Source organism: Aphanothece hegewaldii CCALA 016, assembly GCF_003007785.1.
In the GTDB taxonomy this organism is placed as follows: Bacteria; Cyanobacteriota; Cyanobacteriia; order Cyanobacteriales; family Microcystaceae; genus Chroococcus; species Chroococcus hegewaldii.
In genome coordinates this window covers 1-12,630 of the sequence record NZ_PXOH01000056.1, presented here as the reverse complement: position 1 = coordinate 12,630, position 12,630 = coordinate 1, and the positions used below count along the sequence as shown (strand labels likewise).

At 43.1% G+C, this 12,630-nt stretch carries 13 protein-coding genes; 5 read left to right on the top strand and 8 right to left on the bottom strand.

Annotated elements, in window-relative coordinates; genetic code table 11:
* Positions 1-267: 267 nt before the first annotated feature.
* On the bottom strand, positions 268-555 hold the full coding sequence (locus C7H19_RS23930; RefSeq protein ID WP_106459423.1) for a DNA-binding protein: 288 nt from the start codon (positions 553-555) through the stop codon (positions 268-270).
* 73 nt (positions 556-628) lie between these two features.
* On the opposite strand from C7H19_RS23930, the gene C7H19_RS23925 reads away from it, so the two are divergent.
* Positions 629-1,573 carry an RpnC/YadD family protein gene (locus C7H19_RS23925; RefSeq protein ID WP_106459422.1) on the top strand — a complete coding sequence of 315 codons (945 nt, stop codon included), beginning with the start codon at positions 629-631 and terminating at the stop codon, positions 1,571-1,573.
* Here C7H19_RS23925 and C7H19_RS23920 read toward each other — a convergent pair.
* The 4 genes from C7H19_RS23920 to C7H19_RS23900 form a co-directional block, all read right to left on the bottom strand.
* Positions 1,548-2,288: a tyrosine-type recombinase/integrase gene (locus C7H19_RS23920; RefSeq protein WP_342752320.1), complete on the bottom strand. Its 741-nt coding sequence runs from the start codon at positions 2,286-2,288 to the stop codon at positions 1,548-1,550. The genes C7H19_RS23925 and C7H19_RS23920 overlap by 26 nt on opposite strands.
* A 59-nt stretch (positions 2,289-2,347) precedes the next feature.
* Complete coding sequence (locus tag C7H19_RS26950; RefSeq protein WP_245927757.1) at positions 2,348-2,860, bottom strand: helix-turn-helix domain-containing protein; 513 nt, start codon at positions 2,858-2,860, stop codon at positions 2,348-2,350.
* 384 nt (positions 2,861-3,244) lie between these two features.
* Positions 3,245-3,766 carry a pentapeptide repeat-containing protein gene (locus C7H19_RS23905; protein ID WP_181280726.1) on the bottom strand — a complete coding sequence of 174 codons (522 nt, stop codon included), beginning with the start codon at positions 3,764-3,766 and terminating at the stop codon, positions 3,245-3,247.
* 15 nt (positions 3,767-3,781) lie between these two features.
* A complete protein-coding gene (locus C7H19_RS23900; protein WP_106459418.1) occupies positions 3,782-3,982 on the bottom strand; it encodes a hypothetical protein in 201 nt (66 codons plus the stop codon).
* A 73-nt stretch (positions 3,983-4,055) separates the two neighbouring features.
* Between C7H19_RS23900 and C7H19_RS23895 the strand changes: the two genes are divergently transcribed.
* Positions 4,056-4,559 (top strand): pentapeptide repeat-containing protein, encoded by a 504-nt coding sequence (locus tag C7H19_RS23895; protein WP_106459417.1) that lies wholly within the window; start codon positions 4,056-4,058, stop codon positions 4,557-4,559.
* Positions 4,560-5,118: 559 nt separating this feature from the next.
* Positions 5,119-5,895 (top strand): GIY-YIG nuclease family protein, encoded by a 777-nt coding sequence (locus tag C7H19_RS23890; RefSeq protein WP_106459416.1) that lies wholly within the window; start codon positions 5,119-5,121, stop codon positions 5,893-5,895.
* Positions 5,896-6,093: 198 nt separating this feature from the next.
* Here the strand turns inward: C7H19_RS23890 and C7H19_RS23885 are convergent, their stop codons facing one another.
* Positions 6,094-6,606 carry a ribosomal protein L7/L12 gene (locus C7H19_RS23885; RefSeq protein ID WP_106459415.1) on the bottom strand — a complete coding sequence of 171 codons (513 nt, stop codon included), beginning with the start codon at positions 6,604-6,606 and terminating at the stop codon, positions 6,094-6,096.
* Positions 6,607-6,905: 299 nt separating this feature from the next.
* Between C7H19_RS23885 and mobQ the strand changes: the two genes are divergently transcribed.
* Both mobQ and C7H19_RS23870 read left to right on the top strand, forming a co-directional pair.
* A complete protein-coding gene (gene mobQ / locus C7H19_RS23880) occupies positions 6,906-8,621 on the top strand; it encodes a MobQ family relaxase (protein ID WP_106459414.1) in 1,716 nt (571 codons plus the stop codon).
* Between the two features lie 583 nt (positions 8,622-9,204).
* Positions 9,205-9,537 (top strand): hypothetical protein, encoded by a 333-nt coding sequence (locus tag C7H19_RS23870; RefSeq protein ID WP_106459412.1) that lies wholly within the window; start codon positions 9,205-9,207, stop codon positions 9,535-9,537.
* Between the two features lie 65 nt (positions 9,538-9,602).
* On the opposite strand, the gene C7H19_RS23865 is transcribed toward C7H19_RS23870, so the two are convergent.
* Together C7H19_RS23865 and C7H19_RS23860 are read right to left on the bottom strand one after the other, a co-directional pair.
* On the bottom strand, positions 9,603-9,809 hold the full coding sequence (locus C7H19_RS23865; RefSeq protein WP_106459411.1) for a hypothetical protein: 207 nt from the start codon (positions 9,807-9,809) through the stop codon (positions 9,603-9,605).
* A gap of 65 nt (positions 9,810-9,874) precedes the next feature.
* Positions 9,875-12,583: a VapE domain-containing protein gene (locus tag C7H19_RS23860; RefSeq protein WP_106459410.1), complete on the bottom strand. Its 2,709-nt coding sequence runs from the start codon at positions 12,581-12,583 to the stop codon at positions 9,875-9,877.
* Positions 12,584-12,630 lie beyond the last annotated feature (47 nt).

Here is a 12,630-nt window from a genome sequence, read left to right as displayed (position 1 = left end):
TGGTTGTAATGCTTGTCGCTTAGGCGTTTGGGGTTGGATTCAGGAAGATTGAATGTTGAGACAACGGTATCTTGAGTAGCAGATTTTTCGGGCGCACTTGTCTGTGTCCACCCTTTTTTGATAAGATTGAGCATAGAGCAAAAAGTTTTTTTGAACTTCAATATGTGAAAAGCCCTGCTAGTAGTTGTAATCAATTAGCAGGGTTTTGCGTACTGTAAACAGTATAGATGTTTTTGTTCAATCTATCGCACACCTCAAGCCAAAGATTTATGAAGATTTCTTACCTTTTCGATACTTTTGAATATATTCAAGTGCCTCTGCATCAGCTACAAGAAATGTAGGCCCAGCTTTATAAGCTTTCAGTGAGGGTTTCTGATTAGCTTCTGGTCGTCCTGTAACATCATATTGAACTTTACGAAGAGAAACCCCAAGCTCTGCTGCTAGTTCGTCAAGTGTCCAATAACCAGGAACGCTTGGCTCAATTCTTTTTAATGGTGGGTCAAAATCTTCAGGACGCAGAATTATTAGTTCAGTAGTAGCTAGAGGGTTAGGCATTTTTTGCGAGTAGTGGAATACTCTTGATTAACCTTATGATATCAAGGGATTCCAAAATCTCAAATCAAATCGAATGACGCGACAGCCCCACGACCAGTTTGCCAAAGAGTACCTAGAAGAATTGCTATCGCCTATAGGAAAAGTCGAAACTAGCCGCGATGTTAGAAGCGAAGTTCAGGAGATCGATGTCTGGTTCGTTCCGACCAATTCACCGTCCCTCTACGCTCAAAATCTAGGGTTACTAAACCAGATGGCCGCCACTAGCTGTTTATTTGAACCCTATCGCAATGCCCCGACTGAGAGCGAAATCCGCAGTTGCCTATTAAAGCTGTACACCGTTCATGGGGAGCTATTACGGAAAGCCAAACGGGAAAAACAGTCATTATCGGAAGTCGAACTGCCGTTTTTATGGATTCTCTCCCCCTCCTGCTCAGTCAGGATCAAAGAAGGATTTGGGGCCAGATTAAATGAGAAGGAAAATTGGGTTGAAGGAGTTTATTTTCTGCACGACTTTCTCAAAACTGCCCTTGTGGCCATCAATCAACTTCCCGTCACGCCAGATACACTCTGGTTAAGGGTTTTAGGCAAAGGAGGAACCCAGAGGCAAGCGGTAGAAGAATTAGCCAACTTACCAGAAAATCATCCGTTCCGAGATAATTTGTTAGAGATCTTAGCTTCTTGGCGTAAGACATTAGAGTTGAAAGATAATAAGAGTGAAGAAGAGAGGGAATTAATTATGAACTTATCACCCGCTTACATAGAGCAGCGCGAATTGTGGCGACTTGAGGGAAAACTTGAAGGAAAGATTGAAGGAAAGATTGAAGGGAATTTCGAGGGACAGTCCCTCATGGTGGCCAGCTTGCTAGAAGAACGATTCGGCTTTCTTGATGAAGAATTATCCAATCTGATTCCAACTCTAATGCAGCTTCCCTTACCAGAGCGCACGAGATTACTGCTCCAGATCGCTAATCTGTCCCGTGAGGACTTAATAGCTAGGCTTGAGGGGTCATCGAACTGAGATCCGATGGCTCGACTTCAACATACACTGATTTATCGAAGTTTGTTTCATCAACGGGAGTGAGCATCGACAGGGACGCGATCGCGCCTTTGATCTGTTCGGGTTTGACTTCTAAATATTTGTAAAGTTCATCAAGGGTACGGTGTCCTGAGATTTCTTGGATGATGCGTAAAGGGATGCCTGCGTTGCTCATTTGGGTTAAGGCGGTTCTGCGGAAGCTGTGGGTTGATACTCCTTCAATGCCGACGCGCTTACAGGCTTGATTGAGGAGCCAGATGGCGGAATCGCGGTGTAGGTGGGTATTCGCTCTTTTGTTTCCTTCGTTGCCTGGAAAGAGGTAAATGGAGTCGGTGCGGGGGGTGTAGGTTTCTAGTTTTAGGCGTAAATCTTCGATAACGGGGATGGTGCGGGTGGCCAGCTTGCCTTTGGTGTTGCCTTTGCGGATGATGAGTTCGGGTCGGACTTTTCCCGTTGTGTCGTAGACATCGCGTTTGGTTAGGGTGACGGCTTCAGAAATGCGGCAGGCGGTGTAGAGGCAGACGGCAAAGAGGGCGCGGTCACGGGGCGGGTTGACGGTTAAACCTTGATTAAAGAGTCGTTGAATTTCATCAGTTGTGAGGATTTTCGCTTGTCCGTGACGGTCGATTTTCATTTCTAGACCTGTAGTGCCTTTGTGAATATTGAATCGCCATAGGTGTGTTTGGTCAATGATCATGAGTTAAATCCGACAGTGACCGACAGGTTTTCCGACTGTCGAGATTAGTCTTGTCGGGTTTATAAATTTTCGATATACTCTTCTAGGTCTTTACGCTTGACTCGCCATGCTTTCCCGACGATAGCCGCTTTGAGTTGACCAGAGGCTATCGCTTCACGTAGAGTTTCACGGCTTAAGCCCGTAAGGGCTTGAACTTCTTTTAAGGTTAATAGCAATTTATTTTCAATTCCGACAGTCGGTTGATTGGTTGGTAGTGCCTTGAGGTAAGAAATCGCTTCGGTGAGTTGTTGCAGTTGGTTGGAAAGGGGAAGGATGAATTTTTCGACTAACCCCGACAGCCCGACAGGTGTGGTGGCGAGTTCGGTCGGAGTTTGATCAGTAGCTTCAATGGCAGGTTTATAAGTAGTGGTATTTAATTCTTCTTTAAGTTTGTCTAGTTCTTCTGAGTCATAGACGGCAACGGGGCGAGTTTTGCCCCCTTCGTACTTGACACTGAGTTTACCTTTTTGGGTGTAGCGTTCGATCGCTCTAGTGCTGACACCAAGATAATCAGCCGCTTCTTGTTTATTCATGGGGGTTCAGGAAATATCGACAGTGGCCGACAGCAGAAATTCGACTGTCGGGATTAACATTATTGTACGATTGTCCGAACCGAACCCCGACAGTGATCGACAACTTAATTGCGACAGGGTGAAGTCGCTCTTGAGTAACATGGGAACGATGCACGTTTTGTGTCAATCTTGAAAAATTAGGCTTAATTTTCTTGACCAGATATTGCTCTAACGCTTCCTTAACAACAAAGTAGCACTCATAAGTGGCATCTTCCATCCCTTCTTTTCTTGAGGATTGTGATGTTACCTCGGTTGGCACGAATTAATCCTGCTGATTGTAAAGTCCCAGTAACGATGCTAACGGTTGGGCGGCCTGCCCCTTGATTGGCGGTAACTAATAATGAATTATCTTCCTTCTCCATCCCCATACTGAGGTCCAACTACGATAGTCCCATCGGACATGGTAGTTCGCCAAATCAAATTTCCGCAACGACAAATAAGCTGTTTTGGAATAGTAGCGTTTTGGAAGTTGGCATAAGCCAAAACGGCATATTGAAAAGTATCGATCTTAGCTCCACAAAAGAAAGCGCTACTAGCATTCATGTGATCCAAGTTAGCTCCTCTGAGATCAGCTTCATGCAAACTAGACCAATGCAAGTTAACAGACTGCAAATTAGCATTCCTAATAATGGTACGTTTCAAAGTAGCCTCGACCAAGAAAGCACCCGACAAATCGGCTCCAGTCAAATCAGTTTCACTAAAGTCAGCGAGCCGCAAGTAAGCTCCACGCAAGTTAATTTCTCGCAAATCAAACCCTCGGAGTTCAATCGGATTTCCTCGGAGATTGTTTTCAGCTTGAATCAACTCAATTCCCCGAAAATCTCGCTCTCCATCAGCATACCGAAACCACAACTCGTCAGGAGTCATTTCTATCCCCATAATTCAACCTCCAATTTGGTTTTTCATTTTACATCGCACCGCTAGTTTTACCCCTTTCGGGAATGATAAAGGTTTGGCTCTCTGTTGCTGTTGAAGGGCGAATCGGGAGGTGAGGATAGCTTTAGAGTGTTCAAAGGTGGCAGCACCGCATCGATAGAGAGCCATAGTTAGAGTCATTTGAGTTAGCGATGTCGAAGTCGCCATTGAAAAGACCAGGTGAATTCCAGAGTTCTATTGTACTATTGTTGAGAGTGTCAATTGATTCAGGAGTTGAGTTATGGATGGTGAAGAATTGCGAAGACGGTATGCTGCTGGGCAGAGAGATTTTAGTAATCTTAACCTCAGAGAAGTTAATCTTAGCGGAATCGCTCCTGAGCTTGACGCGGGTGCCTATGATGAACTTTGTCCTGAATTGGCGGCTGATTTGAGTGAGATTAATCTCAGTGGTGCTAATCTCAGAAGAGCTATCTTGGCTGGTGCCAATTTAACTAATGCCAATTTGAGCTATGCCAATTTAACTAATGCCAATCTAGCATATTGTAATCTGACCAATACCAACTTAAGTAATGCTATTTTAATCAGGGCTTGTTTGGATTGTGTCGAATTCGATAACACTAATCTTAGAGGTGCTAACTTGTACTTAGCCGAAATCTGTCAAACTTGCTTTAAAGCTGATGCCACAGGAGCTACAAATCTCACTACTGTAAACTTCGGCGGTACCCAAGTTCGTGGACTGGTTTTGGACGATGGAACTGTACTCGACTCCGACCACGATTGGTAACGTATTGTTGATTTCAGGCTCGGCTAACAGAAAGGGGAAAACTATTACAAGGTCTACTTTTTCCTGATTCTGTATGTTTTTAAGCTTACATTGTCTATTTAATTAACTGACACTGTAATTGGTTAAAGATTCAAACTAATCATTTTAATGACAATTAAGCATACACTGTAAAGCATATTTAGGAGACGTTGTAAGTTAAAGTATCTAACATTCGACTCAAAAGAAAAATTTAATCTCTCATTCTGTAAAATACTTACAGTTGCTTGATTACATTAACATTGACTATTGCATTTACTGTCATTAGCTTTAGCATTTAAAGTTATTTAACTTAATTTATTATCATAACCACAAATTTAAAATGTCTTGAGTATCTTAAGCATCTTTAAAAATTAAAATCAAATTTATATGACATTGCACACATAAATCAAATACATTTAATGACATAATATTAATAAATTATAGCAACTAACACTTATTCAGCCATCTCTTCCCCCTTTCACCTCATCCTGTAACTTAGATATAATTACAGTGCATACATCAACGTCACTCCCCGTCACCCATGACCGAAAACTCAAAGAGTACAGCCGTTACCTTCCGTTGTCCATCTGAAGTTATCGACAGCATCGACCACCAAGCGAAAGCTACCAGACAGAACCGAACTGATGTCCTTGTTGACCTCATCCTCGGTTCAATTCCTAACGTAAAAGTCATCGAAAGATCTAAGTTACCACCTGTCCCTGCGATTTATTATGTCTTTACCCCAGACAAGAAATTATTATACATGGGAAAAGCTGACAACCTACAAAAACGATGGAATAGTCATCACAAATATCAATTCTTTATTGAAACATCATTAGACTGTCGCATCGGTTACTTTACCCTCAATTCAGTTGATAATCTCAACGACGTTATTGAAGAGTTCCAAAACGAATCTGAAACCACACCAACCGAGAACATCTTAGTAACAAATGGACAATTAAACGAACTTAGAGGGGAACTCTACGCCTTAAAGCGGCAATTTGACATTACCTTTAGTAGCCTGTCGGCTATCGGCTTAGAAAACCTCATGAAGCGATTTGAAGACCTTAAACCCCCTAGAAGTAAGCAGGACTGGACACCGACCTCTGAAGACCGTCGAGAAGGCATTACCCGAAGCAACCTCATGAAACACTTCGGCTTCAACTCAACCCCTGACTTAGAAAGTGCCGCTTCTTTTTATACCAGTGAACCCGACAAATACCTTGAAGAACTCTCAGGCTGGCAATGTAAGCCCATCGAACAAGGTAGCCACCGAACCCGTTTTTATCCTCCGACTACATCTCAAAACAAACCATAAAGCCAGGTCGGAATCGGGTTGGATTGATAGCTTATCGATGAGAATCAAAGACCAACGCCAACTCAATTCCTAAACCTCGTCACTGCTGAGTCGGGATATTTAATTAATCACTTCGTTTTAGTTTGACCACCCGCCTCATCAGGCGAGGTTTCCCTGGCTTTTGTCCTTTAGCCTATTCCAACACACACTCCATTTCGGTCAGTCGGAAGACTTTCTTACAGTAACAGTCGCCCCGACCTCTTCTAATTGCTTTTTCATGTCTTGTGCTTCATCTAGGCTTTTAACTTTCATCAACAACGTCGGAGCCGATTCAACTAAATCCTTAGCTTCTTTAAGTTCTAAATTGGTCAAGTTACAAGTCCGACCGAGGACTTTGATCTTATCGGAACCAAATGAGTCAAGAATCACCTCAAAAGACGGTGGTTGAGCGACACTCTCAGAAGGGGTTATCGGCTCACTCTCAGTTACCTCTCCAGGTAAATTAAATAACGTCCGATCTCCCGACCTAGACAAAAACCCATCTAACCGCTTGTCAATAACATTCTTATCTAATTCCCCTCTCTCCATCATCTCTAACACTAAAGCACCAAGTAAGATTTTTCTTCTCGTATCCTTCTTACGTTCTTCGGATGCCTCAGCCGCTTTAATCTTCTGGATCTGAGCCTTAAGTTCCTCTTGCTTCTTTAATAGCTGTTCTAAACGCTTATTCATCACTTATTCTCAAAAAAGCCTTAATACAACCATCTTAGCTCTTCAAAAACTTACTGCCTACGTTCAAGACCTAGAAGTGTTACACTCTAGTTATCGTCTGCTCCCATTACGCAGTAATTACGCACTTATACAACCAAAGGTTGTGTGCGTCAAAGGGGGACACCCCCTTTGAAAACCCCCTCGGTGGGCAGCCCTAAACCCTTTGATTGATTTACCAATCCCATCGCTTCGTTCCTGTTTTTTGTTTTGGGCAGATGAGAAAGAAGTTAACCTAACCTAAGAACGTTTCATCACATTCGATGGCCATTTATCACGCCTCAGCAAAAATCATCTCCCGTAATGGCGGTAAAAGTGTCGTTGCTAGTGCCGCCTATCGTGCTGGCGATCTCTTGACTGATGAACGGTTAGGGAAAAGTTTTGATTACACCAAAAAATCAGGGGTAGACTCGACGATAATCCTTGCCCCAGAAAACGCCCCTGATTGGGTGAAAAAACGTGAGAAGCTATGGAATGAAGTCGAAGCAGTAGAAAAGCGAAAAGACTCTCAACTAGCTCGTGAATTTAATATCGCTCTACCCGTAGAACTGGACAAAGAGCAGATGAAGGATTTAGCTAAATCCTATGTACAAGAACAATTTGTTAACCGAGGCATGATTGCTGATGTTGCTTTTCATGATTTAAAAAGTGATAATCCTCATTTTCATGTGCTGCTCACCATGAGAGACATTACTGAACAGGGCTTTAGTTCAAAGAAAAATCGTTCCTGGAACTCAACCGAGCTATTAGTCGAACAGAGAGAAGCATGGGCTAATCATGTTAATGCGGCTCTTGAAAATCTTGGGCTAGTTGAGGATAAGATCGACCATCGTACTTTAGTGGCTCAAGGGATTACAGACCGTCTCGCTCAGGTGCATCTTGGCCCAGAACTACACCGCATCCGAGAAAGATCTATCGAAGCTGGCGATTTAGAGGGATTTCGGGACAACTACCAGATCGGGGATTTGTATGAAACGATTTCGGAGATTAATCGAGAACTGGCAAAGACCAACACTGCCTTAGAGGAACTTGATGAGTTAATTGCTCTTGAACTTGCAGTAATGGAAGAAATCAAACAACAGACAACTTTTCTCCCATCTGCCCAAAATATAGCTATGAGCCAAACCGATACCACAGAGGAATCAGACCGTGACTGGGAATGGGAAAGCACCGCAGAATCTATCAATCTCACCGAGCGACTTGACGAAATTACTGACTACTTTACAAGCTCTAGTAGAGAGGCAGAAGCAAGCCGACGAAGATTACACAGCCTTGCAGACCGTCTTAGAGGCAGCAGTGAACAAACTAGAAGCTCTCTCGAACCAAATCAATCAATTGGAGAGAATACAGCAGCAGAAGTCGAATCAAATACAGAACCATCAAGAAGCTCTAAAAAGCCAACTCAAGGACTTGAAAAAGGCACAGGGTCAAGATCTCAATCAAGTGGAGCAGAATCTATCGACCAGTCTGAACAAAATCAACAACAATTGTCTAGTGACTTGGGAAGCGGCACAGAAGGACAGGGAGCAATTTCTGGGGCTACTGAACAAGCTAGATCAGCCCACACTGCTGAAACTGGGCGGTCTAATCCTAACTCTGAGCAGTCTGCTCAGTTGGAGCTTAATCAGGATTTTTCCTCCAAACGCCAGCTTAATCGAACAGATCAAGGGGCGGGTGAACAACATCGAGATCAAACTCAATCGTCTGGAGAAGCCGAAAAATCGTTAACCTCTCAACAACGACAATCAGATTTGAATCATCAAGCTGCGATCGCCACTATCATTCGACTGATGCAAGATTTAGACGAGGAAACTTTTTCTGGCCAACGGTATCGATTAAAAGTCTCTGCTAACTTCGATACAGTACAGATGTACGCAAATGACGGACGAGGTTTAATTCTTCATCAAAAAGATGGTCAATTGACACTCCTACGGCTAAAGCCAGTGGGATTCTTGGTTCATCGAAACCACTTAAACTAGAGTCCTTGCGTCATCTAGCCCAGAGGTGGGATTCTCCCCAAGCGTTAATTCGGGTATGCCCTACCCTATTTGCATTGCTGCAAGTCCTGTTTAGTTTTGAAGCAAATATGCCTCAAAATGCTGATTTGTCTAGTCCCTATGAATCTTTTACCTACTGCTAGGAGAGAACTAGAACAATGCAGTAGAACCGCATAGATTCAATTGTCAAGGTTCAACGCTTTGTCTTTCGACAGCTAGGTTTTTTAAGTGGTTGGTTACCTTTCCACTACAATCAAGATACCACACATAGAGGTATTTAATTGTGTCGAAGCCAGAAATATTTGTGACGTTTCGATTAACCCAAGCGGAAAAAGACTTGTTAAAGCAGTATTGCGAACAAGCTTCCAGGAATCAAACCGATGTTTTGAGAGAGTTGGTTCGATCTTTGCATCGGAGACTTAAATCTTGACTCTGCCCATTGGCATGGGCGCGAGAGGGTTCGCTACATCCCACGCTTAAAAGACGTGGGTTTTGCTCCCCTCTCGAACTCTCCCGCTCTATAAGGGGTCAGCTATCGGCAGAAGATCTACAGGCAATAGAGCATTTGAATCAACAGCTTGATCAAAGAGAGGGGCAACGACAGGTTAATCGTTGTATGCCCGTTCTGGCCAGACTCTTAAATCATTTTGGTCAATATAGACAGGATAACTCGGTTTATTTTCTCGAATTTGACCCCAAAACCCAAATTATGACCTATCGCTCACAAGAAAACCCCGAAGATTTCCTCATCGCTCTTCAAACTGAACAGGGTTGGGAATATAATTTGGGAAAATTATCCCCAGATCTTGAAAAGGAAATCTCCGTTGATTTAGACCAATGGTTAGAGCAACAGGCGATTTTCAAGGCTAAAGAGCGATCTAGAGGATTTGAGCGTTAATTGGTTCAATAGCTTGAATTTATTGCCGCAACAAGTCAAAGAAAAACTTACTTCCTTCTTCGTTGCTAAAAAGGGATCTCATCCTCATCTAAACCCGTAATATCTGGCCGTCCTAGAATTAGGGGTTTACCTTTCTCTTCTTTGCCTTCCCTTTCGTTAAGATCATAGCCATATAATCGACGAAAGTTGTCATAGAAAACGATTCTATCTAAAGGTTTTTTTGAGGTAGGAATTCCATTCAGAATGGACTCCAACTGTTCTCGAATCTCCATATCGAACCTGTCTTTTTTTTAGTTGTTTTTAGCATTAATCCCTGACGCTACTGCTTCTCTGATGCTTATTTGGATTGCTGACGAAGGAACTGCCACAACTCGATGATTTGCTCATCACTGAGTTTAAATCGAGCTTTCACCCCGTAAGTTTGAAACAGGTACTCTTTGGCTTGTTCAGTTGTCCAGCCCAAACGGATTAACTCATCATCAATAGCAGCAATTAGCTCATTGTAATCATAGCTAGGTGGTTCTAAAAAATTCAATTGGGAGGCGAGTGCTGCTTCATTTAACTTTTGCTGTTCTGATTCCGTTAATACATGATGAAAAACCCAATCGATTTCGTTACTGCTAAACCCTGATTCATTCTTAAACCGTGTTAATTCCTCTTTATTTGTACAACCCAACATTAATACTAAACACTTAAAAGCCCGTTTTTCTTTGGCTCTAATATCGTTCGAGGTTCGATGAGGATAAGTCGAATAATCTACTTGATCCACCACCGAGGTGGATCGGGGGGTGGAGCGAGGTGGATCACAAGGTTCAACGCCTTGTGGTGTAACGGTTTGGTTTTGTTGATCCACCTCTAGGGTTTCTGGTTCAAACTTTTGTTCATTAATTAAAACTTCCTCATCACGAAGGGGATGTTTTAGTGAGTTGGAAAAACTTTTATTTATAGGTGGATCAGGTGGATCACTAATTGCTGTATTGCTTGTGCTATCTAGATTTTCCCCTTGATCCACCTCAAGAAAACTAGGTGGATCATGAGGTGGATCACATAAAGGTGGATCAGTTTTCATCCAGACTTTTTGTCGTTTGCCTTGGTAAGTAGCGAGGGTTTTCTGCCACTCTAAAGAGCGCAAAATTGACGAAACCCGCATTTCATCGCGTTTACCAATTCGTGAGGCTTCAAAATCGAGAGCTTGTGTAAGTAACTCAAAAATTGTCACCATTGGCCGCCCTTGTAGATAATTAGATAAAGGAACTTCCCAACTATCGGTATGGCAATAATCTTGATTCAGTTCCGAAATTTTCTGTTCAGTCGCATAACTTAAATGCCACGCTTCAGAGTCACGATAAGCGAGTACCGCCGCCGCCCAAATTGCATCTCGCTCTCTCGCTACTTTTTCTAAATCAATCCGTTTTTTAGAAACAGGAATTACCCAATAGCGACGATTGCCTGTTTCATCAACTAAAAACGCATCAGGATTAACAGATCCGACAATGACTGATTGCCGTTTTCTCGCTTGGCTAGATCGAGCATAGGGTTCACGGAACGTATCAGAAGAAGCCGATAAAAACGCCTTTAAGTCCCCTGCTTGCTTTTTACTGGTCATCGTTTCAAATTCAGCTAATTCTAACGCCCAGTATTGATGCAGCACGAGCAGATCATCGCGGTCAGTGCCTTTAAGCGAATCACTAAAGAAATCCTCTCCATAGAGAACTTTCCAAAACGTCGATTTAAGAACTCCTTGTTTTCCTTTAAGGATTACCGCTTCATCTTTTTTACATCCTGGCTTAAAGATTCGGGCCACGCTTCCTATCAGATGGCGATACATCATCTCATCATAAATTGGATCAGTTGTACCGAAATAATAATGCGAGAGAGAACGGATATCGATCGGCTCTACTGTATCAGCCACATGATTAAGGTAATCTTTGACAGGATGATAGGGATTTTGTTTGGCACAGCGAATCGCTAGATCATAGGCTTGCGTTTTCGTAATCAAGCAATTATGGATCAATGCCAAATCGAGATAGAATCCCTCTAAATCGGTCGCTGGTTCAGAGTCGAGTTCGATACATCGGGTCATTTCATTAAACCGTAGGCGATCTCCATATTCAGCCAGCACTTTAGCCCAAGCGCGATGCAGGGCTGATAGTTTTGGAGTTGGGCCTTCATCTGATGATTGATGTTGTTCAACCCAAGTCTCGAAGGAGATGGATTTGGTTAAGAGTTCTCGGAATTTTTCTATGTTGTTCATTTGGATATAATCATCGATTCCTTTTCCTAGTTGTTCATCCCATGAGGGTAGAACCTGTACGGGAGTGTTAAATTTTGTTAATTGAACTCCCAGCTTATGTAATGCTTCCCTGACATTTGGTTTAGTCGAAATATCGGCATCGAAAGCCAAGATAAAGCCAAATCCTGCTTTAGCTAAACGCTCTAGGGCGGAAACCAGGTAGCGTTGGCCCTGTGGGTCGGATTTAGCTGAAGTAAGACCCATTTCCACCCCTAGTAAGGCGATCGTCGGAAGCCCATGAAAACAGGCGCAAATCGCTTTAAAACCGCCTTCAGTAATGATGATGTAGGGATGCCCATCGATGAGCCAGCAACGGGCTTTTAGAGCCTTTAAATCGTGCCAGAAATAGGGATCACTCGGATGAGCAGGTAAGAGAGCATCATATTCATCCTTGAAAGCGGTGCGGTATTTAGCGGCTTTTTTTCCCTGCTTGTCACTCCAGGGCTTGTCGGGTCGGAATTGAAACTGACCGTTAGAGCCACTTAGGATGATGCCCCCCGAACGGGCGGGGTAGCCGAGGAGTTCGGAGGCTTGTTTGATGTCTACGGAGTAGCAGTTGGCCGCTATCCAATCGGGGTTTAATCCTCTTTGTTTTTGATGGATGTCAGAACCGCAGCAGTGGTTGTAATGCTTGTCGCTTAGGCGTTTGGGGTTGGATTCAGGAAGATTGAATGTTGAGACAACGGTATCTTGAGTAGCAGATTTTTCGGGCGCACTTGTCTGTGTCCACCCTTTTTTGATAAGATTGAGCATAGAGCAAAAAGTTTTTTTGAACTTCAATATGTGAAAAGCCCTGCTAG